Source organism: Limnohabitans sp. G3-2 (assembly GCF_002778275.1).
Classification (GTDB): domain Bacteria; phylum Pseudomonadota; class Gammaproteobacteria; order Burkholderiales; family Burkholderiaceae_C; genus Limnohabitans_A.
The window spans coordinates 321,810-342,394 of record NZ_NESG01000004.1; the positions used below are offsets into that span (position 1 = coordinate 321,810).

Below are 20,585 nucleotides of genomic sequence, written 5' to 3' on the forward strand. Positions count from 1 at the left end.
AGGGGCCCGTCACTCGCAATGGGACGTGTTGTTCACCAAGCGCTGCAAAGCGTCTGTGTTCAAAATTCGCACATGGCGTTGCTTGACCTCGACCATGCCTTCTTCCACGAATTTTGAAAATGTGCGGCTCACGGTCTCCAGTTTGAGTCCTAAGTAACTGCCAATTTCTTCGCGCGTCATGCGCAAGATCAATTCGGATTGCGAGAAGCCCCGGGCGTGCAAACGTTGAACCAAATTCAGCAAGAAAGCTGCCAATCGTTCCTCGGCGCGCATGCTGCCCAAGAGCAACATCACCCCGTGTTCGCGCACAATTTCGCGGCTCATGATTTTGTGAACATGGTGCTGCAAGGCTTTGACCTCGCGTGAAATTTCTTCAATCCGGTCAAAAGGCATGACGCAAACTTCCGCGTCCTCCAGCGCCACCGCGTCACAGCTGTGCTGGTCATTCACAATGCCGTCCAGGCCAATGATCTCGCCCGCCATCTGAAAACCTGTGACCTGATCTCGCCCATCTTCTGTGGCCAAACAGGTTTTGAAAAAGCCGGTGCGAATGGCGTAAAGCGATGTGAACTTCTCACCGTTGGTGAACAAGGTGTCGCCCCGCTTGACCTTGCGCCGCACCGCCACCAATTCATCCAAGCGGGTCAAGTCTTGATCGCTCAAGCCCACGGGCATGCACAGTTCGCGTAAGTTGCAATTGGAACAAGCGACTTTGATGACTTCGGGATGCATGTGTATCTCAGGGTTGAAGAGAGGATTTGCCTTGGATCAAGCTTTGAGCTTAAACCGAAAATCTTTCAAAAAAGACGGATGACCCGGTCTGCGCAGAAAATCCCGGAAAACCAGTATTCCTTTTGACCTGCGTCAAAACCCATGCGGGAGCGAGAGGGCAAAGTCGATTCCATCCTTTGCCATCGATTGAGTCCAGGTTCACGCCATGTCCATCATCAGCCCCGAATTGTTGTCCCGTTTTGATGTGCCGGGACCTCGCTACACCTCCTACCCGACGGCCGATCGTTTTGTGGACACCTTTGGCGAGGACGACTACATCAAGGCCCTGGCCCAGCGGCAATCGGGTTCCTTGGGCAAACAGCCGCCTCTGTCCTTGTATGTGCACATTCCATTTTGTGAATCCCTGTGTTACTACTGCGCCTGCAACAAAATCATCACCAAACACAAAGACCAAGCTGCGGTGTATTTGGATTATTTGAGCCAAGAAGTGGCGCTTTATTCGCGGCATTTGGGTCAAGGCCAGTCGGTCAGCCAGCTGCATTTGGGGGGAGGCACCCCCACATTTCTGAGCGATGACCAGCTGCGACAGCTGATGAACATGCTGCGCAAACAGTTTGTCTTGGTGCCTGGCGGGGAGTATTCGATTGAAGTGGACCCGCGCACCGTCGACGAAAGCCGTTTGGCCGTTTTGGCAGAGCTGGGGTTCAACCGCTTGAGTTTGGGCGTGCAAGATTTTGAGCCCGATGTCCAAAAAGCCGTGCACCGCATTCAACCGGCCGATCAAGTGTTCAAGTTGGTGGAGGCCGCGCGGCGTTTGGGTTTTGAATCGGTGAATGTCGACCTGATTTATGGTCTGCCTTTGCAAACGGCGGAATCTTTTGACCGCACCCTGGAACAGGTCAAGCGCTTGCGCCCCGATCGCATCGCCTTGTATGCCTATGCACACCTGCCTGAACGTTTCAAGCCGCAGCGCCGCATCCACGCTTCAGAGCTCCCCTCGGCAGAGGGTAAGGTGCAGATGCTGTCGCGCTCACTCGGTGCATTGACCGATGCGGGATACGTTTACATCGGCATGGACCATTTCGCTTTGCCCCAAGACAGCTTGGCCGTGGCCAAGCGCCAAGGGCGTTTGCACCGCAACTTCCAGGGCTACAGCACGCAAGCCGACTGTGACTTGATTGCGCTGGGGGTGTCATCGATTGGCCGAGTAGGTTCCACCTACAGCCAAAATGCCAAAACCATGGACGAGTACCGCGCCTTGCTCGATCAGGGGCGTTTCCCTGTGGTCCGAGGATTGGCCCTGACGCGAGACGATTTGATTCGCCGCTCGGTGATCATGGCACTCATGTGCCAAGGGCATCTGGAGTTTGAAGCCATCAATGTGGCTTGGCTGATCGATTTCAAAACCCTGTTCGCGCCGGAGTTGGCGCGGCTGACGGCCATGCAGTCGCAAGGTTTGGTCAATCTCCAGAGCAACGCCATTCATGTCACCGACATGGGCTGGTTTTTTGTACGCGGCGTGGCCATGGTGTTCGACCGTTATCTGCAAACCGACCTCGATCGAAGTCGTTTTTCAAAGATCCTCTGAAGGACGCGGGGCATCAGGGCTGCATCGCAGACAATGGCGCCATGGACCCACTCGCGGATACGTCATGCAAAGTTCTTTGGCCATCACAGCCTTGATGATGGGTGTTCTGGGCGGCCCCCACTGTGTGGCCATGTGCGGTGCCGCTTGCGCTGGCTTGGGGCAAGCGGCGGGTGCACGTCGTGGACAAGCCTTGTTGGCTTTCCAGATCGGGCGCTTGGCGGGTTACGCGCTGCTTGGCGCTGTGGCTGCGGCCAGCGTTCAAGGCTTGGGTTGGCTGACCACGCAGTCCGCCGCCATCCGGCCTGTTTGGACACTGCTCCATTTGGCCGCCTTCACGCTGGGTGCCTTACTCATGCTGCAAGCGCGGCAGCCCGTTTGGCTCGATGGCGCTGCCAGAAGACTTTGGGCGAAGGTTCGTGCATTCAATACCCGCTGGGGGCGCGCAGCACCTTGGATGGTGGGTGGGCTTTGGGCATTGATGCCGTGTGGCTTGCTCTACTCGGCCCTGATGGTGGCGGCTTTGACGAGCCAGCCATTTGAGGGGGCCATCACCATGGCTTTGTTTGCGCTGGGCAGCAGCATCAGCCTTTGGCTTGGCCCATTCTTGTTTTTGCGCCTGCAATCTTTGGGTGATGGTGCCTGGGGTATGCGCCTGGCAGGCTTCGCATTGGCGGGTGTATCGGCTTGGGCCTTGTGGATGGGCCTGGTGCATGACCAAGCCCCTTGGTGCATCACCCCTGCGTGATCAAGCGACCAAGCCTTTGTAAAGCATGTAAGCGGCCAGCACATAAAGCACACTGGCGAACACGCGCTTGAGCTGTTTGACAGGCAATTTGTGCGCTGTGGCGGCACCCACAGGAGCCATCAAGACACTGCAAACGGCAATCACCACCAAGGCGGGCAGCCAGAGGTAACCAAAACTGAGTTCTGGCAGGTTTTGTACGCCTTGGCCACTGACGATGTAGCCTGTCACATTGGCCAGGGCGATGGGAAAGCCCAAGGCGGCACTGGTGGCCACGGCATTGTGGATCGCCACATTGCACCAAGCCATGAAGGGCACGCTGATGAAGCCGCCCCCCGCACCCACTAAGCCAGACAGCAAGCCAATCAAGCCGCCCGCACCGAGCAGACCATTGAAGCCGGGCACTTGGCGGCTGGGGGCGGGCTTTTTGTCCAGAAACATTTGAGTGGCCGAAAACCCCACAAACAGCGCAAAAAACAGGGCGAGGTAAGTGCCTTTGGCAAAGGCAAAAATACCCATGCTGCCAATCAAACTGCCCATGACGATGCCGGGCGCCAAACCCTTGACCAAGTCCCAGCGCACGGCTTTCTTTTTGTGGTGGGCGCGTACGCTGGAAATCGACGTGAAGATGATGGTCGCCATGGAGGTGGCAATGGCCATCTTGACAGCCAAATCAGGGCTGACCCCTCGACTGCCCAACATGTAGGTGAGGAAAGGCACCATCACCATGCCACCGCCGATGCCCAGAAGGCCTGCCAAAAAACCTGTGCACAGGCCAAGAACAGCCAATTCGGCCAACAACAGGGGTTCAATGATCATGGGGGATGTCGGGATGAGAGGAAAAAGGTGTCTGCGAATGCCACCGGACCGGCATCCTGAACCGGGGTTCAGGTGGGCGAGGGCAGACTGGCGTTGGGTTCATCTGACGCGAGATGATCACGCTCACCAGCCAATGTACCAAGCCCGGGCTCTATGAGCATTGGTTCAAGGAAATATAAAGCCCGGTATGCACCGCAGACGGGCTGATTGTAGGCTGATCCCATAGGCCTTCAGCGCCAGTGGTGGGCTTTCAGATCAATTGCCCGTCTTGCTTCAAAACCTGGTCGAGTCGCTTGAGCAAGTCGGCCAAACGCTCTTGGGCTGCAGGAGGAACATCGGGCAGTTGGGCTTGACCCACTGGCGCGGCGGCCGCGGCCTCACCTTGGTCAAAAGCCAGATTCAAGGCCGCCAAAACAGCGATGCGGTCACGCGCCTTGATTTTTCCGGCATCTCGGATCTTGCACATGGCTTCGTCCACCTTGTGCACCGCGGCCAACAAGCGGTCTTCGCCATCGACTGGGCAACCCAAAATATAGCTCTGGCCCATGATCTGGACGTCCAGTTGTTTGTTGCTCATGCTGTGGCCTCAGGGGATGCGGGTGCATTGCTTGCCGGCAGGCGCTCAATCAGGGCATCGACACGCGCGCGGGCGGCTGCCAAGCGAGACTTGAGTTGGTCGCGTTCAAGCGTGAGAACCTGAAGCTGCTGTGTCAACAAAGCATTGGTGCGCTGGAGCTCTTCGTGGCGCAGCAACAAATGATCTACACGCTCAGCAATTTGATCAATGGTGTCGAAATGGGCCATGGCAAACAATGGAAAGTAAGAGCGACATTGTAGATGCTTGGGCTATTTTGTAGGCTGACTGACAGCTTGGCGCCTAAAATGAAGCTTGTTGGTGCTCGCGAGCCAGTTCACGGCGCGCAGTTCAACGGGAAGCAGGAGGGACAAGCCATCATGGCCGACCTAACCTGCGCTGCCCCCGCAACGGTAAGCAGACGGGTCTTCATTGGCGTGAAGACTCCGCTTTCATCTCAAACCACTGATGGCTCTGAAACAGGCCGCCGGGAAGGTGATGAAGGTCGCTCTGTCAGCCCGGATACCGGCCAACAAGGTGACCTGTCGAAAGTCAGGTTGTAAAGCCCATGCACTGTCGGGGAAGGCGGTGAGGGCGTTTTACATGTTAGTTTTTCATGAAAAATCGTACGCTTCGTGCACGCTCCGCGGTGCCTGTTATTTCAACTTTGACTTTGGCATTGTGTTCATCTCTTCAAGCTCAAAGCATTGAAATCAATCCGATCATCATTTCTGCCAATCGTTCTGCTCAAGCTCTTTCAGACGTTTTGTCTTCGGCGACGGTCATCACGCGACAAGAAATAGAAAAATCTCAAGCCCCGACATTGGCTGATTTGCTGCAAGGCGAGGTCGGATTTGAATTCGGTCGAAATGGTGGACCTGGGGCACAAACCTCGTATTTTCTTCGTGGACAAAACAGCACGAATGTTGTCGTTTTGGTGGATGGTGTCAGGTCTCAAACCGACAGTGGTGGCAATTTAACCCTCACTGATATCCCCTTGGCCTTGATAGAGCGCGTCGAGGTTTTAAGAGGCAATGCTGGGGCTCTTTATGGGGAAGCCGCCGTTGGTGGTGTGATCAATATCTACACCCGTCAGTCTAAAGGTGCACCTGTCCAGTACGGCTCCATCACATGGGGTTCAAAAAATACATTGGATTTGAATGCCGGTTATTCTGGCGAGGTGGATGACTATAAGTTCAATGTTTCGGCAGGCAAAGTATCCACGGATGGGTTTTCTGCCATGAGTTCTGTAGTTAACTCGACGACGGTGAACCCAGACAGTGATGGATACGGCAGAGGTTTTGCTTCAGCCAAAGTCGAAAAGAAAATGTCGGCGGACATGTCTTTAGGCATCCGTTTCCGCCAAATGCAGTCGAAAGCCGATTACGACAGTGGTTATTTGCCTTATGAATACTCCCCAGGAAGTTTTACCCGAGGCGATCTTCCCACTGATAAACACAGGTCCAATAAAGAGGTTGATTCATTGGGTGCGTTTGTCCGAAAAGTGGTCTCTGATCGATGGGTAACCACATTGGATGTCTCCAATTCAACGACTACATATAAAGAATCGGTCGTTTATCTTGAGCCGTATTCAGACTTCATTTCAAGCGAGTACGAATCCAAGCAAAAGGCCCTTTATTGGTCGAATCAGTATCAGTTGGGTGTGAAGTCAACAGTCAACTTTGGAATTGATTTACTAGACGATCGCCATGCGCAAAAAAACAGTTTTGAGTTGATTCGAAAAACATCGGGTACCTATGCGGGCGTGACGCACCAATTTGATCAATTCACAGCCCAAATCAATCTTCGCCAAGATCAAATTGACATAGATCGACATGACACTGGCAATGTGGTGTCCGCAAAGACTAAGGCATCAACAGGTCTACTGGGTTTGGGCTATCAAGTCACCTCAGAGTGGAAGTTAACAGCCTCCTTGTCAACTGGCTTTAAAGCGCCTTCTGCGTATGACATATCGACCAATCCGCTCGTCAATTCTGAGAAGTACCAATCTAAAGAGGCTGGCTTGGTGTATTCAACGCAAGACATGGTTGGACGCTTTGTCTATTTTGCTACCCACTCTGACAATGCGATTGGCTATAACCATTTAGATCAAGCCCTGAATATTGGAAAAACTCAGAACAAAGGCATCGAAGTCAGCTTACGAACAATATGGATGGGCAACAGTGTCAAGTTGAACTACGTTGATCAAAACCCGTGGAATGTGAGTGACTCATCGGCATTGGATCGTCGGGCACGACGCTATGGGTCTTTGGAAATGTCGCGGCCGTTGGCGGAATATGAAGTCGGGTCAAAAGTTTTTGGATCATCAGCACGTCCTGAGTTCGGATCACAACTTGCAGGTTATGCGCTGTGGTCTGTTTATGCCAGTCGTAAACTCAATGACTCATGGACTGCTCGTGTCCGCTTAGAGAACATGACAAATCAGCGTTATGAGCTTGCTGGAGGTTATAACGTTCCTGGCCGTGGTCTGTTCGCGACATTGCAATACAGTCCAAAGCGATGAGCATTTCCTCTCTTGGCCCCCAAAGCATCGTTTGCCTCACCGAAGAGACAACGGAGTGGCTCTATCTGCTGGGGCAGGAGCAGCGCATTGTGGGCATCTCGGGCTACACGGTGAGACCGCGCCGGGCCCGTGAAGAAAAGCCCAAAGTCAGTGCATTTTTGAGTGCCAAGATCGACAAGATTTTGGCGCTCCAACCTGATTGTGTTTTTGGCTTTTCCGACCTGCAGGCTGACATTGCGTCTTTGCTGATCAAAGCCGGCGTGCAGGTCACCGTCTTCAACCAGCGCAGCGTCGATGAGATTTTTTCCATGCTCTACCAAGTGGCTGCCATGGTCGGCCAGGCCGATCAAGGCCTGGCGCGTCTGCAGGCCCTGCGTGCCGAACTCGATGCGATCACGCAGCGGGCTGCTGGTTTCAAGCGCCGCCCCAAGGTGTATTTTGAGGAGTGGGACGAGCCGCACATCAGTGGCATCCGTTGGGTGTCAGAGCTGATGGGCATCGCTGGTGGTGACGATGTTTTTCCCGAACTTGCGACTCAGTCACTGGGCAAAGACCGGATCATTGCCAATGGCCAAAGCATTGTGGACCGTGCGCCCGACATCATCATCGGCTCGTGGTGCGGCAAAAAATTTCGCCCAGAGAAAGTGGCGGCTCGGCCCGGTTGGCAAGACGTTCCGGCGGTGCGCACGGGGCAGATTTTTGAGATCAAATCGGCCGACATTTTGCAGCCCGGTCCTGCCGCACTCACCGATGGCGTGGCGCAGATGCACCGCATCTTCAGCCAGTGGGAAGCGCTGCATGGCTGAGCGTTGGAGGATTTGGGCCCGGTCCTTGGCCTTGGTGTGTGTCGTTTGGGCGTGCGCGCATCCCGCAGCAGCGATCACGGTGCTCGACGACCGCCAGCAAAAAGTGCAGATTGACCCAGCTCCGCAGCGCATCGTGAGTTTGCTGCCCTCATTGACCGAGACCGTCTGCGCCTTGCAGCAGTGCCACAAACTGGTGGGGGTGGACCGTTATTCCAATTGGCCCGAGGCGGTCCAATCGGTGACGCGCGTCGGTGGGGGTCTGGACCCGAACATCGAGAGCATCGTCGCCCTCAAGCCCGATCTGGTGCTGGCGGCAGGTTCTACCCGGGGTGCGGACCGCTTGCAGGCTTTGGGTTTGAACGTGCTGCGCCTGGAGCCGCGCAACCACGCCGATGCACAGCGCGTTTGGCGCACTGTGGCGCAGGCGCTGCATGTGCCCGCCGCCGACAGTGACCGCGCTTGGCAAGCCATACAGGCGGGCGTGCAGGCGGCGGTGCAATCGCTCAGCCCTGCTGCACGGCAGCAGCGGGTTTACTTTGAGGTGAGCCCCGCCCCTTATGGCGCAAGTGCCTCGTCTTTTTTGGGCGAGACGCTCACGCGCATGGGTGTGAGCAACATCCTTCCTGCCTCTTTGGGCCCATTTCCGCAGGTCAACCCCGAATGGGTGGTGCAAGCCCAGCCCGACGTGATCATGGCAGGCGACAGCAGCCGCGCCAGCATGCTGCAGCGCCCGGGCTGGAGCCGCTTGCGGGCCATGCAAGGCCAGCGATTGTGCGTGTTCAAGCAGGATGAATCGGACATGTTGGTGCGGGCGGGCCCGCGCATGGCGGAAGGCGCTCGGCTGATGGCCGACTGCCTGAACCGCGCAGCAGCGGGTGCAGGTTCTGCCGCAACAGGAACAAGCCGATGAACGCCACCCCATTTCGCTGGGCACTGCTGCTGCTGACCGTGGGCCTGCTCGTGGTGTGTCTCGGAACTGCCGCGGGCAGCCAAGGCTGGCAATTTGAAGCGTTCATGGGGTGGTTAGCGGGTTGTCATGCCGGGTGTGAAGCCGTGTCGCACCAAATTGTGTGGGACATCCGTTTGCCGCGCAGCCTGGGTGCTTGGTTGGGCGGAGCCTTGCTCGGCTTGGCTGGCGCCGTGGCGCAAGGGCTGTTTCGCAACCCTTTGGCCGATCCGTATTTGTTGGGCAGTGCCTCCGGCGCGTCTTTGGGCGTGGGCGTGTCCCTGAGCTTGTGGGGCGGCAGCGCCTGGGCCATGAGTGGCTGGTTGGGCTTGGGCCTGACGGGGGCGGCCTTTGTGGGCGCTGTGCTGGCGGTGGTGCTGACCTTGCTTTTGGCTCGCGGCGTTCAACAAACGCTGCGCCTGTTGTTGGCGGGCGTGGTGGTGGGCGTGGTGCTGGGTGCGGTGACGTCCTTGATCTCGCTGCTGCAGCCGCAAGTGTTACAGGCCATGCAAGGCTTCATGCTGGGCTCCACCGCCTTTGTCAGCTGGAGCGCCTGCTGGACCATGGCGGCGGTGCTGGCCTTGTGCCTGGCCTGCTCTTGGGTTTTTGCCCGTGTGCTGGACGCGTTGAGTTTGGGTGAAGCCACTGCGCAAAGCTTGGGCGTGCCACTGCCACTGGCGCGCATTGTTTTGGTGGGCGTGATTTCTCTGGCGACAGCGGCGGCGGTGGCGCACATTGGGCTGGTGGCTTTTGTCGGCTTGGCTGCGCCGCATTTGGTGCGCTCGCTCGTGCGCTGCACGCATGCCTGGCGCTTGTTTTTGTCGGCCTTGATGGGCGGGGCCTTGCTGGTGCTGGCCGACGTGATGGCCCGCGTGATGATGGCCCCGCAAGAGTTGCCTGTGGGTGTTCTGACGGCAGTGCTCGGCGGGGGCTATTTGCTCTGGCGTGTTTACCGAGACGCCGACACCGGGGCGCGCTCATGAACGCCGCGCTGCAAGCCCGGCAGCTCAATGCCGAATTGGGTGGCCGCCCAGTTCTCAAAGCCATTGACTTGGACATCACGGCGGGTCGTTGGACCTGCGTGGTGGGGCCCAATGGGGCAGGCAAGTCGACTTTGCTCAAGGCCTTGGCAGGTTTGTTGCCACACAGCGGGCAAGTGCTGTGGCACGGCCAAGCGCTGGCATCGCTCACCCGTCAACAAAGGGGCTTGCAACTGTCATGGTTGGGGCAGGGCGAGTTGAGCACGCTGGACCTTCGCGTGTGGGACGTGGCCATGCTGGGCCGCTTGCCACACCAAAGCTGGCTGGGGGCGCCCTCGGCGCAAGACGCGCAAATGGTGGAGGCCGCTCTCAAGGCCACGCAGGCCTGGGAATGGCGCGAGCGCCTGCTGGGCGAGTTGTCTGGAGGCGAGCGCCAACGCGTGCTGCTGGCCCGCGCCATGGCGGGCAATGCGCCCACCATGCTGATGGACGAACCCTTGGCCAACCTGGACCCTCCGCACCAAGTGGACTGGCTGGAGCAGGTGCTCTGCCTCTTGGCTCAGGGCACCACGGTGGTCAGCGTGCTCCATGAGATTGGCTTGGCACTGCATGCCGACGACATCGTGGTCATGCAAGAAGGCCAGATCGTGCACCATGGGTCAGCCAGCGATGCGGCCACCCACGCGGCCATCGAATCGGTCTTTGCCCAGCGGATTCGCATTCGCGCTGTGGAGGGGCAGTGGGTGGTTTTGCCCCGCATGGGCTGATGGGCGTTCACCCGTTTTCTTTCGCTAGAATTTGACGCATGGAACTCAAAATCATCGTTTACTCCAAGTCCGCATGCCCCCAGTGCGAATCCGCCAAGATGGTGCTCAAAACCAAGGGCTTGGCTTTTGAAGAAATCAAAATTGACGGTGAAGCCGAACGCATGGCATTTTTCGAAAAATGCGGTCCTTCGGTCCGTCAAATGCCGCAGATTTTCATCAACGACCAGCGGGTGGGTGGATTGGCCGGCTTGCAGGCCGCTTTGGTTCAGCTCGGTCTCTGAAACAGGCCATTGGCCGCAACCAAAATGAGGGAACGGCCATGGGTCTGATCATGAAGCAAGCGATGTCCGGGCCAGCGGTCTGGAAAGGTCAGGACTTGGAGGGTGACAACTCTTGGGTGCACCCCTTGAGCCCCAAAGTGTTGGCCATTCTCGATGCCGCTTTGGCCCAGGTGAAATCCAAAGGCTTGGCATTCCCCCATTTTTCCCGAGAAGATTTCCCCATTGGCGATTGGGCCCACGAGCTCAGAACCCACAGCGACGAGCTGGAAAACGGCAGGGGTTTTTTGGTGCTGCGGGGTTTGCCCGTTGAGCGCTACAGCGAAGAAGACATTCAAATCATTTACTACGGCATTGGCCTGCACATGGGCGTGCCTGTGCGGCAAAACCCCAAAGGGGAATTGCTGGGCGTGGTCATGAACGTGGGCGATGTGACAAAAAAAACCACCCGAGTCTACGAAACCAACCTGTACCTGCCGTACCACTCAGACCCGTCGGATGTGGTCGGTCTTTTGTGCCTGCGCAAAGCCAAGCAAGGTGGTTTGAGCAGCTTGGTGAGCGTGGCGGCGATCTACAACGAAATCTTGCAGCACCACCCCGAGTATTTGGGGCTGTATTACCGCCCTTGGTATTTTTCGCACCTGTGCGAAGACCTGCCCAGCCTGTCACCCATCTTCAGCCACCACCAAGGCAAGCTCAGCTGCCGCTACCTGCGCCAGTACATCCAGCTGGGCCATGAAATCCGCAACCTGCCGCTGTCCAAGGTCGAAATCGAAGCGCTCGACTTGTTTGACAACATCATGCACCGCGATGATTTCCGACTGAGCATGATGCTCGAGCCCGGTGACCTGCAGTTCGCCAACAACTACGCCGTGCTCCATTCGCGCAATGAATTTGAAGACCACGGCGTGCACGAACTCAACCGCAAGATGCTGCGCCTGTGGGTCAAGATGCCGAACGCACGGACCTTGGCGCCCGAGTTTCCGGGGCGCAACGGTTTTCCGGCACCCGAGGTGCTCCCCTGATCGTTACGCGCGCCAGTTTATGGGCGGCCTTTGGGGGCGGGTGAGGCTTTCTTGGGCGTTGACTTGCCTTTGCCCGCTTCGTCCAGGCACAGCAGTGTGTCCACATGCGCCATGAACCGGTTGAGGTAGTCCGGTGAAATGTCGCGCATCAGGCCCAGCGAGCGCAGCACCAACATGTGAGAGTTGATGGGGCCCGCATTTTGCGGCGCTTGGGCCATTGCCTGCTTGACCTGCTTTTGCACGCTGATTTGGCTCAATTGCTTTCTGAACTGCGCAATGCGCGGACTCTCCAGTCGCCACCCAGTGGCTGGGCTGGTTCCTTGCAGCGCATTTTTTGGGGCCATGTCTTGCAGCAGTGCGGCCAAGGGGGAAAGGAGGGAGGGGGCGGGGGCTGCGAAGGGGGGGACGACGGGTGTCGCAAGTGGCAGAGCGGCTGCGTCCATGCGCGTCTCCAAACGGTCGAGCGCCTCTTGCAGTTTGGCCACGAGCCGCATTTGCGCAGGGCCCGATTGTTCTCGCGTGCGCTTGGCCAGTGTTTCGATGTAATGCCAGCCCACCGCATCCACCCGGGCCGCACCCGACGCACGCAAGGCGTCAAGGTCAGGCAGCGCTGGCGAGCTGTCGTTCATGGTTTGGCCGCAGACGGGATGGCGCTGGCCGCATTGCCAGCTTTGGGCACCGGGGCCATTTCCACGCGGCGGTTTTGGGCGCGGGCCTTGTCGCTGGTATTGGCCACCAGCGGTTGCTCTTGGCCGAAGGCCGCCGCAAACAGTTGTGAGGATGGCATGCCCTCTTCAATCAGGGTGCGTGTCACGGTGAGTGCGCGCTGGGCCGACAACTCCCAATTGTCTGCAAACTGTCGGTTGCGACTGCCCACCGCCTTGTCGTCGGTGAAACCGCTGACCATGAGCATTTCATCGCGCGACTGCAGGTAGCTGCGCAGTGGCAACACCAAGCTCTTGAGCAGCTGGCGTCCTTCGGGCTCGAGCTTGTCGGAATTGAGCTCGAAGAGCAACTTGCCGCTGATGCCGATGCGGCCATTGTTCAAGGTGATGCGGCCACTGGCGAGGGGAATGGCCAGGGCTTGTTCCAAAGACAGGCGCTTTTGTTCTTCGACTTGGCGTTTTTGTACCTCGTCCTCGAGTTTGGAGGCCATGTCCAGCTGCGCAGCCATCACCCCCACCAGCAAGAGCACGAAGGCCCCCAAGAGGCCGGTCATCAAGTCGGCAAACGAGATCCAGGTGGGTGCTGTCGATTCGCTCTCGGCTTCGAGTTCCAGCATCAAGCGGCTCCTTCGGCTTGGCGCTGCTGCAGGGCTTCCAGCACGTCCTTTTGGCTGCCAATGCTCAGGTCGATCATTTCACGGGCCTGCGCCACGTAATAGGCCAGTTGTTCGTCGCTGCGCGTCATGGATTTCTCGATCGCCTGCTCGATGCGCTGCAGATTGATCATGAGCTTGTCGTTGGTGTCGCTGAACGAGCGAACGGCAAAGCCAAAGGTCTCTCCCAAGCTGGCCACATCCACCGCGCTGGCGGTGACTTGCGCTGCGATGTCAACCAGCTTGTCCGTCTCGGCCGCCACGTGTGCTTGGAACTGCCCGCTGGTCTGGCTCAGCGTGGCTTGGCTGGCCGTGACCATGGTGTCGATCACGCTGCGTTGTTCGGTCGACGCGTGGTTGATCGCGTCCAGCAAGGTGCTGAGCGTGCCCAGGATGCGGGTGCGCTCTTCGAGCAAGGCGTTGTCGCGCGCCACGCTGACCGAGATTTCCTGACGCAGCTGGCCGATGACTTCGGCTGCGGCCTTGGGGGCCTCAGAGGCGGTTTCGATCAGGCGGGTGATCGGGTCTTCCAACGCGGTGCCCAGCGTGGTCAGGTGGGCGGTCACCACGCTTTGCAACTCGCTCAGGCGAGCCACAGCGGTTTGTCCGCGTGCGTCTTCGGCATCCCGCAGGGCCGAGAGTTCCTGGCGCAGCATGGCCGCCAGTTCTTCGGCGCGCTGCTGGTGACCTGCAGTCCACTGGGCCTCTGTGGCGATGCGCTCGCGCATCAATGCTTCGCTGCTGGCCATCAGGCGCGTGATGTCTGCCAAGGTTTGCGTGGCTTGGGTTTGGGTCTGGGCCGTGATCTCTTGCGCCGTGCGGGTCAGGGTGTCGCAAATGGCTTGCTGCTGAGCCAGTGTTTGCGCGCCGGCGTTTTGCCAGGCTTGGTCCAAGTTGCTGGCCGTTGCCGTCAAAGAGGCCTGCCATGCGTCCAGGCGCGCCTGATCGGCAGCAGTGCGCTCGTCGTGCAGTCGCGTGATGTCGGCCAGCGTCTGGCTGGCATGGGTTTGTGCGTGGGTCTGGATGGCTTGGGCCGTTTCGCCCAAGGTGTCACAAATGGCTTGCTGCTGTGCCAATGTCTGCGTCCCCGAGGCCTGCCATTGGCTGTGCAGTTCGCTGGCCATGTGTGTCAGCGAGGCTTGCCAAGCTTGCAGGCGCTGCTGGTCGGCGCTGCTTTGCAGGGTCAGCTGCTGCGTCTGGGCGACACTGACTTGGTCGAGCAGCGATTGGGCGCTGCGCTCAAAATTTTGGCTGAACGCGTCCAAGGTCTGGCCGACACGTTCGGTCATGTGGGTGCTGGCTTGTTCGTGGCGGGTCAGTGTCTCGGCACTGGTCTGCGCCACGGTGGCGGCCGTTGCCGCCATTTGGGTCTGCAGTTCGCCCATGTGTTGCTGGGTGTTGAGCAGCAGGCGTTCGTTCATGCTCTGGGCTTGTTCGCTCAGTTGCGTCATGGTGGCTTGCACCACGGGGCGAATGCCGTCGCTGGCCAGTTGCATGCTTTGGCTCAAACTGCTGCGCAGCGATTGGTCCACCGATTGCGCCAAGCCTGTGTAGGCCGAGTGCACTTGCGAGTGGAAGCTTTGTTGGTTGGCCAGCAAGCGTTCATGCATTTGCTGGCTGTTTTCGGCCATTTGTGCCATCAGGGTCTGCAGCTGCTGCACCACTTGCGGGAGGGCTTGCGACTGCTGCTGCAAGGCCTTGAAGGTTTCTTGCCGTTGGTGCACCAGAGAAAAGCCACGCAAGCTGCTGCCCATGAGCGTGTCCAGCTGCTGACTGGCCAGCGCACGTTCACGTCGGGCCAGGCTGCTCATCAAGCCCAGCATGGCCGAAGTGGCCACCCCGGCCACCGAGGTGCCAAAGGCCAAGCCCAGCCCCTTGATGGGTTCGGAAAACGCGGCCCGAATGCCCGCCACGTTGGTTGAGCCTTCCAAGGCAAACACCGCGCCATTGAGGGTGACCACCATGCCCAAAAACGTGCCCAGCATGCCGAGCATGACCAACAAGCCCACCAAATAGGGCGTCAGTGCAGGGCCCGGTAGGCCCACGCGCTCACCCTCCACACGTTGACGGATCGGGTTTTGCAAGCCCGATGGCAGCGTCATCAGCCAATCCTGGAGGTTTTCCAACTGGGGGGGGATTTGGGCCAAAGCTTGGCTCAGAGCGGCGGTCGTGAGCCTGTAGTGGTGCAGCTCGATCGCGCCGAAGACATACACCCCGGCAATGACGGCCGACATGATCAACACCAGCAAATGAGAGGTGGCCACAGCGGCCGCGACCCAAAGCACGGCCAATGCGCCCAGCCCGAAGGCGATGTGAAAGGAATATCGTTTCATGGTGTTGCTGTGGTGTGGGTGTTGAAGGCCTCCAAAAGGCCCCAAACGGGTTGCATTCGTGTGTCCAACTCTGCCTGCAATGCGGTGCGCAGGGCTTGGCGCATCGGCAAGAGCCAGGCACTCATCGCAGGGGCGGGCTTGGCCTGGGCCCCTGCATCAGCGGCCTCGGCTTGTTTTTTGAGGTGTTGTTTGAGTGCTTGGGCAAAGCGCTTTTCGTGCAATTTGGAGACTTTGGCCAGCAAAACAGCCTCGCGCTCGCTCAGGATGTTTTCAAAGGCGGCGTCGAGTGCGGCCAGCTGCTGCAAGCGCGGCGAACTTTGGCTCAATTGCCCCCGCACTTGGGAGCGCAAGGTTTGAATCGACGTTTCCATTTGCCGTTGGTGCGCGGCATAAAACCGGCGGTAGGGCTCAAAAGCTGTTTTGGGCTCCATGGCCTCGGCCATTTCAGCGGGGGGCATGTCGATGCGTGCCAGACCCGAACCAGGCGGCGCACCTTGCGCGATGGACTGCTCCAGTTGGGCCCGCACTTTCTCCACATGGCGGGTCAGGGCTTCGCCTGTCATGGTCACTGCCCGACGCAGGTGCGCAGGCGGTGGCGCGGCAGTAGGCTGCTCAGGGTTGAGCACGCCATGCAAGGCAATGGCTTGGCGAAAGTTCAACCAATCGCCCAGTTTTTGACCCACATCGTCCGCTACAGGGGCGGCATCGATCATGGCGTTTTGGGTCAGAAAACGCGTGAGTCGGGAACTGTTGAGGTGGGTACGCGGCAGGGCTCGCGTCATGGGCAGGTCGGATCGGGTTCGAAAAGCAGAGCTTCGCGCTCTTGAGGCAACGGTGGCACGGGCCATCCGTCAAAGGGCTGCCCAGTGGGACAGAGGGGCAAATTTTACCCGCCCTGTGCTGAAGCCTCGAAAAAAAAGCTTGAAATATGAATTCCTAAGAACTCAATTGGCAGCTTCCCTTCAGGGCGTTTTGGGTTTGAAGTCGCAAAAGGCGGCCACTGCGCACTGCCCGCACAGCGGTTTGCGCGCTTGGCAAACATAGCGCCCGTGCAGGATGAGCCAGTGGTGGGCGTCCACCAGGTACTTGGCTGGAATGCGTTTGAGCAGTTTGAGTTCCACGGCCAGAGGTGTTTTGCCAGGGGCCAGGCCCGTTCGGTTGCCCAGTCTGAAGATGTGGGTGTCGACCGCCATGGTGGCTTCGCCAAAGGCCGAATTCAACACCACATTGGCAGTTTTGCGGCCAACGCCGGGCAGGGCTTCCAAGGCTTGGCGCGAGCGCGGCACCTGACCGCCATGCTGCTCGACCAAGATGCGGCAGGTTTCCATCAGGTGCTTGGCCTTGCTACGGTACAGGCCAATCGTCTTGATGTGCGCCTCCAGACCTTCGAGGCCCAGCGCCAAAATTTTTTGCGGCGTGCCCGCCACCGGGAACAGTTTGCGCGTGGCCTTGTTGACGCCCACATCGGTGGCTTGGGCCGACAGCAGCACGGCGGCCAGCAGCTCGAAAACACTGGTGTATTCCAGCTCGGTCACGGGCATGGGGTTGGCGGCCTGCAAGGTGGCAAAAAAAGAGTCGATCTGTGCGGGTTTCATAGGGGGATAAAGCAGGTGTTCAGATGTTGGCAAAATGAGCGCCAAGTCAACACGGGAAGATACACCATGCCTTTGCAATTTGCCGATCGCCTGAACAATGTCGAAACCTCTGCCATCCGTGAGCTGTTCAAGCTTTTGGGCAAACCCGGCATCATCAGTTTCGCGGGCGGTTTCCCCGACAGCGCCATGTTCGACGTGGACGGCATCCGCGAAGCCAGCAACGCGGCCTTGAGTCAAGACCCCGGCGCGGCCCTGCAATACGGCGCGACCGAAGGCTTTGGCCCGCTGCGCGAGCAACTGGCCCACTTCATGGGGCAAAAAGGGGCCCAGGATGTCGCGGCCGACCAGCTCATCGTGACCACTGGCAGCCAGCAGGCGCTGGACTTGATCGGTAAAACCATGATCAGTCCCGGTGACAAGGTGATCGTGGAAGGCCCGACCTTTTTGGCCACCATCCAGTGCTTCCGTTTGTACGGCGCAGAACTCATCAGCGCCCCGGTGGACGGCCATGGCGTCAAGACCGACGCGCTGGAAAAACTGATTGCCGAGCACAAGCCCAAGTTTGTTTACCTCATCCCCACCTTTGGCAACCCGAGCGGTGCCTTGCTCAGCGCCGAGCGCCGCCAGCAAGTTCTGGAGATGGCGGTCAAGCACCAGACCTTGATCGTGGAAGACGACCCTTATGGCGATTTGTATTTTGGCGAAGCCCCACCACCCAGCTTGCTGGCCTTGAGCCGCAGCGTGCCCGGCAGCCGCGAGCTGCTGGTGCATTGCGGGTCGCTGTCCAAAGTGCTCTCGCCCGGCCTGCGTGTGGGCTGGATGGTAGCGCCCGCCGAATTGCTGGCCCGCGCCACCATGTGCAAGCAGTTCAGCGACGCGCACACCAGCACCTTCGCCCAAGCCACGGCCGCGCAGTACCTGTTGGCAGGGCGCATGCCCGCCACGCTGGACAAAGTGCGCGCCGTCTATGCCCAGCGTGCCCAAACCATGGGCGACGCCTTGCGCCGTGAACTGGGTGATGCGGTCGAATTTGTGCAGCCCCAAGGCGGCTTGTTCGTCTGGGCGCGCCTCACGGGCGCTGACGGCAAGGTCAATGACGGCAACGTGTTCGCCAAACGCGCCATCGACCAGGGTGTGGCCTTTGTGCCGGGCACACCCTTCTTCTGCGCCCAGCCGGACCACGCCACCTTCCGCCTCAGCTTTGCCACGGCGGGCGAAGACAAGATCCTTGAAGGCGTCTCTCGCCTGGCCAAGGCGCTGTGATTTGACGATCCTCGGTGAAGGCCCGTTCCCTGTGGGAGCGAGCCCCCGCTCGCGAATGCTTGCACCTGCCCAAGCACGCATTCGGCCGCAGGGGCGGCCTCCCACAAAAACAAAGCAGCCCCTGCTTTGTGTCAGAGCAAGCTCTTTGTGGGAGAACTCTGTTTTGTGTGAGTCCCCATCTTTCGTGGGAGCGAGCCCCTCCTCGCGAATGCTTGCCATGCCATGGATGGCATTCGGGCCCAGAGGCAGCCTTCTACAGCAGCCAAGCCATGGCTTTCAATGGAGTCCAACGTGAACCAAGAACTGTGCATCACCGTCAACGGCACCGAAGTCTGGCTGCAAGGGCAGGGGGAGGAGGTCATCCTCATGCTGCATGGCTGGCCCGACACCCGCGCCCTGTGGGATGGCACCGTGGCCGCCCTGCAGGACCGCGCCACCTGTGCGCGCCTCACGCTGCCGGGCTTTGAGTCAGGCCCCTCGGTCACCAGCTTGGACGACATGTGCCATCTGCTGCGCCAGATCGTGGACCGCATCAGCCCGGACAAACCCGTGACCCTGATGCTGCACGACTGGGGCTGTATCTTTGGCTACCAATTCGCCATGCGCCACGCCGAGCGGGTGGCCCGCGTGGTGGCGGTGGACGTGGGTGACCACAACTCGGGGGCCTTGCTGCGCAGCTGGGGCGCCAAGGAAAAACTCTCCGTGATGGCTTACCAGGTCTGGCTGGCCCTGGCCTGGAAAATCGGCGGCCCTTTGGGCACCCGCATGACCCGCGCCATGGCCAGCTGGCTGCGATGCCCGACCGCGCCAGAGCGCATCACCCACACGATGAACTACCCCTACGCCATGCAGTGGTTCGGTACAGCGGGCGGCTTTCAGAGCGCGGCGCAAATCCAGTTGCCCATGCCGCTTTTGTTTGTTTATGGCGAGCGCAAACCCTTCATGTTCCATTCGGCCAAATGGCTGGAAAAGGTCGCCGCCACGGCCGGCTGCGCGGTGCAGGGCTTGCCTTGCGGGCATTGGGTCATGGTCTCGCGGCCTGAGGCCTTTCATGCACGCGTGCGTGACTGGCTCTGGGGCCCGGCGTGAGGGCTGCGGTATGAAGCCCGAAGACCTGACCAAGCTGGTCACCCTGCCCATGCCATTTGGCAAACACAAGGGCACACTGATCGCCGACTTGCCCGGCAACTACCTCAATTGGTTTGCACGTGAGGGTTTCCCGAAGGGCGAAATTGGGCAACTGCTTCAACTCATGCAAGAAATCGACCACAACGGACTGAGCGATCTGCTCAAACCTCTGCGCCAGCCCAAGTAGGTCGGCAGTTTCCAGTGCGTGAGGCCGCCCCTGCGGCCGAATGCCAGGTCAGATTTCTCTTGTGGGAGGCCACCCCTGCGGCCGAATAACTCGAGGTATTTCTCCTGTGGGAGGCCGCCCCTGCGGCCGAATGCTTGCACTGGACGAGCGCCAATTCGCGAGCAGGGTCTCGCTCCTACAAAGGCAGGGTTCTCCCACCACAGACCCCAAGGTTCAGGCCTTCACCACTTCCAGCAAGCGGTCCAGCCCACCTTCACCAATCGCCACCATCGCCTGCTCACGCACCTTGGGTTTGGCGTGGTAGGCCACCGACAAACCGGCCGCACCCATCATGGGCAGGTCGTTCGCGCCGTCGCCCATGGCGATGCACTGGTGCGGCGCGATGCCCATCAGCGAAGCGACTTCGAGCAAGGTGCGGCGTTTTTCAGCGCCGTCGCAAATCTCGCCCCAGCTTTGCGTGACCAAGCTGCCCGTGAGTTCGCCATCCACGATCTCCAGTTGGTTGGAACGGGCGAAGTCGATGTTCAGGCGTTCTTTCACGCGATCGGCAAAGAAGGTGAAGCCGCCCGAGACCAACAGCACCTTCATGCCCACCTTCTGGCAAGCGGCGATCAACTCGGCCGCGCCGGGGTTGATCTTCAGGCGCTCGGAGTAAACGCGCTCCATGTCGGCCAGCGTCACCCCTTTGAGCAGGGCCAGGCGGCGGCCCAGGCTTTCCTTGAAGTCGGTGATTTCGCCGCGCATGGCCGCCTCGGTGATGGCTGCGACTTCGGCCTTGCGGCCCACGGCGTCGGCGATTTCGTCGATGCACTCGATGCTGATGAGCGTCGAATCCATGTCAAACGCAATCAGCTTGAACTGGGACAAGGAAAGGGGTGCGGTGAAGCCTTGAATGGTGAGCCCGGGGGCAAACTCGGTGGGCGAGGTGGTGAAGAGGCTGGCGGTGGTCATGGGTCAGGATTATCGAAGATCGTTGAAGG

The 20,585-nt window shown here is 59.2% G+C and carries 22 protein-coding genes and 1 riboswitch; of the genes, 12 read left to right on the forward strand and 10 right to left on the reverse strand.

Annotation, left to right across the window (positions count from 1 at the left end):
- Positions 1 to 9: 9 nt before the first annotated feature.
- Positions 10 to 732 (reverse strand): fumarate/nitrate reduction transcriptional regulator Fnr, encoded by a 723-nt coding sequence (gene fnr / locus B9Z31_RS08155; protein WP_100119051.1) that lies wholly within the window; start codon positions 730 to 732, stop codon positions 10 to 12.
- A gap of 205 nt (positions 733 to 937) precedes the next feature.
- Here fnr and hemN point away from each other — a divergent pair, with 205 nt between their 5' ends.
- Together hemN and B9Z31_RS08165 are read left to right on the forward strand one after the other, a co-directional pair.
- Positions 938 to 2,320 carry an oxygen-independent coproporphyrinogen III oxidase gene (hemN, locus tag B9Z31_RS08160; protein ID WP_100119052.1) on the forward strand — a complete coding sequence of 461 codons (1,383 nt, stop codon included), beginning with the start codon at positions 938 to 940 and terminating at the stop codon, positions 2,318 to 2,320.
- 64 nt (positions 2,321 to 2,384) lie between these two features.
- A complete protein-coding gene (locus tag B9Z31_RS08165; RefSeq protein WP_100119053.1) occupies positions 2,385 to 3,065 on the forward strand; it encodes a sulfite exporter TauE/SafE family protein in 681 nt (226 codons plus the stop codon).
- Here B9Z31_RS08165 and B9Z31_RS08170 read toward each other — a convergent pair whose 3' ends face one another.
- The 3 genes from B9Z31_RS08170 to B9Z31_RS08180 all read right to left on the reverse strand — a co-directional run bounded on the left by B9Z31_RS08170 (position 3,066) and on the right by B9Z31_RS08180 (position 4,685).
- Positions 3,066 to 3,881: a sulfite exporter TauE/SafE family protein gene (locus B9Z31_RS08170; protein WP_100119054.1), complete on the reverse strand. Its 816-nt coding sequence runs from the start codon at positions 3,879 to 3,881 to the stop codon at positions 3,066 to 3,068. It abuts the gene before it with no gap.
- A 250-nt stretch (positions 3,882 to 4,131) separates the two neighbouring features.
- Complete coding sequence (locus tag B9Z31_RS08175; protein WP_100119055.1) at positions 4,132 to 4,458, reverse strand: cell division protein ZapA; 327 nt, start codon at positions 4,456 to 4,458, stop codon at positions 4,132 to 4,134.
- Positions 4,455 to 4,685, reverse strand: a complete 231-nt coding sequence (locus tag B9Z31_RS08180; RefSeq protein ID WP_100119140.1) for a DUF904 domain-containing protein — start codon at positions 4,683 to 4,685, stop codon at positions 4,455 to 4,457. Before B9Z31_RS08180 ends, B9Z31_RS08175 begins: the two co-directional genes overlap by 4 nt.
- Before the next feature lie 72 nt (positions 4,686 to 4,757).
- A riboswitch (cobalamin riboswitch) is annotated at positions 4,758 to 5,004 on the forward strand.
- 67 nt (positions 5,005 to 5,071) lie between these two features.
- On the opposite strand from B9Z31_RS08180, the gene B9Z31_RS08185 reads away from it, so the two are divergent.
- Genes B9Z31_RS08185 through B9Z31_RS08215 form a run of 7 tightly spaced genes read left to right on the forward strand, consistent with a single transcriptional unit; the run spans position 5,072 to position 11,781 of the window.
- Positions 5,072 to 6,979 carry a TonB-dependent siderophore receptor gene (locus B9Z31_RS08185; RefSeq protein ID WP_100119056.1) on the forward strand — a complete coding sequence of 636 codons (1,908 nt, stop codon included), beginning with the start codon at positions 5,072 to 5,074 and terminating at the stop codon, positions 6,977 to 6,979.
- Positions 6,976 to 7,785, forward strand: a complete 810-nt coding sequence (locus B9Z31_RS08190; RefSeq protein ID WP_100119057.1) for an ABC transporter substrate-binding protein — start codon at positions 6,976 to 6,978, stop codon at positions 7,783 to 7,785. Before B9Z31_RS08185 ends, B9Z31_RS08190 begins: the two co-directional genes overlap by 4 nt.
- Positions 7,778 to 8,695, forward strand: a complete 918-nt coding sequence (locus tag B9Z31_RS08195) for an ABC transporter substrate-binding protein (RefSeq protein WP_100119058.1) — start codon at positions 7,778 to 7,780, stop codon at positions 8,693 to 8,695. The genes B9Z31_RS08190 and B9Z31_RS08195 overlap by 8 nt, the downstream gene beginning before the upstream one ends.
- Positions 8,692 to 9,714 (forward strand): iron ABC transporter permease, encoded by a 1,023-nt coding sequence (locus B9Z31_RS08200; protein WP_100119059.1) that lies wholly within the window; start codon positions 8,692 to 8,694, stop codon positions 9,712 to 9,714. Before B9Z31_RS08195 ends, B9Z31_RS08200 begins: the two co-directional genes overlap by 4 nt.
- Positions 9,711 to 10,478: an ABC transporter ATP-binding protein gene (locus B9Z31_RS08205; RefSeq protein WP_100119060.1), complete on the forward strand. Its 768-nt coding sequence runs from the start codon at positions 9,711 to 9,713 to the stop codon at positions 10,476 to 10,478. Before B9Z31_RS08200 ends, B9Z31_RS08205 begins: the two co-directional genes overlap by 4 nt.
- 38 nt (positions 10,479 to 10,516) lie before the next feature.
- A complete protein-coding gene (locus B9Z31_RS08210) occupies positions 10,517 to 10,759 on the forward strand; it encodes a glutaredoxin (RefSeq protein ID WP_100119061.1) in 243 nt (80 codons plus the stop codon).
- Positions 10,760 to 10,797: 38 nt separating this feature from the next.
- Complete coding sequence (locus B9Z31_RS08215) at positions 10,798 to 11,781, forward strand: TauD/TfdA family dioxygenase (RefSeq protein ID WP_100119062.1); 984 nt, start codon at positions 10,798 to 10,800, stop codon at positions 11,779 to 11,781.
- A 17-nt stretch (positions 11,782 to 11,798) separates the two neighbouring features.
- On the opposite strand, the gene B9Z31_RS08220 is transcribed toward B9Z31_RS08215, so the two are convergent.
- The 5 genes from B9Z31_RS08220 to nth all read right to left on the reverse strand — a co-directional run bounded on the left by B9Z31_RS08220 (position 11,799) and on the right by nth (position 17,027).
- A complete protein-coding gene (locus B9Z31_RS08220) occupies positions 11,799 to 12,410 on the reverse strand; it encodes a DUF2894 domain-containing protein (RefSeq protein WP_100119063.1) in 612 nt (203 codons plus the stop codon).
- Positions 12,407 to 13,063: an OmpA family protein gene (locus B9Z31_RS08225; RefSeq protein ID WP_100119064.1), complete on the reverse strand. Its 657-nt coding sequence runs from the start codon at positions 13,061 to 13,063 to the stop codon at positions 12,407 to 12,409. The genes B9Z31_RS08220 and B9Z31_RS08225 overlap by 4 nt, the downstream gene beginning before the upstream one ends.
- Entirely contained in the window at positions 13,063 to 15,432 is a 2,370-nt protein-coding gene (locus B9Z31_RS08230; protein WP_100119065.1) for a DUF802 domain-containing protein, read from the reverse strand. The genes B9Z31_RS08225 and B9Z31_RS08230 overlap by 1 nt, the downstream gene beginning before the upstream one ends.
- Positions 15,429 to 16,214, reverse strand: a complete 786-nt coding sequence (locus tag B9Z31_RS08235) for a DUF3348 family protein (RefSeq protein WP_100119066.1) — start codon at positions 16,212 to 16,214, stop codon at positions 15,429 to 15,431. The genes B9Z31_RS08230 and B9Z31_RS08235 overlap by 4 nt, the downstream gene beginning before the upstream one ends.
- Positions 16,215 to 16,394: 180 nt before the next feature.
- Positions 16,395 to 17,027, reverse strand: coding sequence for an endonuclease III (gene nth, locus B9Z31_RS08240; RefSeq protein ID WP_100119067.1), 633 nt, complete (start codon positions 17,025 to 17,027; stop codon positions 16,395 to 16,397).
- Positions 17,028 to 17,093: 66 nt separating this feature from the next.
- On the opposite strand from nth, the gene B9Z31_RS08245 reads away from it, so the two are divergent.
- The 3 genes from B9Z31_RS08245 to B9Z31_RS08255 all read left to right on the forward strand — a co-directional run bounded on the left by B9Z31_RS08245 (position 17,094) and on the right by B9Z31_RS08255 (position 19,605).
- Positions 17,094 to 18,290 (forward strand): PLP-dependent aminotransferase family protein, encoded by a 1,197-nt coding sequence (locus B9Z31_RS08245; RefSeq protein ID WP_100119068.1) that lies wholly within the window; start codon positions 17,094 to 17,096, stop codon positions 18,288 to 18,290.
- Positions 18,291 to 18,581: 291 nt separating this feature from the next.
- Positions 18,582 to 19,379 (forward strand): alpha/beta fold hydrolase, encoded by a 798-nt coding sequence (locus B9Z31_RS08250; RefSeq protein ID WP_233200845.1) that lies wholly within the window; start codon positions 18,582 to 18,584, stop codon positions 19,377 to 19,379.
- 10 nt (positions 19,380 to 19,389) lie between these two features.
- A complete protein-coding gene (locus B9Z31_RS08255) occupies positions 19,390 to 19,605 on the forward strand; it encodes a DUF3820 family protein (RefSeq protein WP_100119070.1) in 216 nt (71 codons plus the stop codon).
- Between the two features lie 213 nt (positions 19,606 to 19,818).
- Here B9Z31_RS08255 and serB read toward each other — a convergent pair whose 3' ends face one another.
- Positions 19,819 to 20,556 carry a phosphoserine phosphatase SerB gene (gene serB, locus B9Z31_RS08260; RefSeq protein WP_100119071.1) on the reverse strand — a complete coding sequence of 246 codons (738 nt, stop codon included), beginning with the start codon at positions 20,554 to 20,556 and terminating at the stop codon, positions 19,819 to 19,821.
- Positions 20,557 to 20,585: the final 29 nt, after the last annotated feature.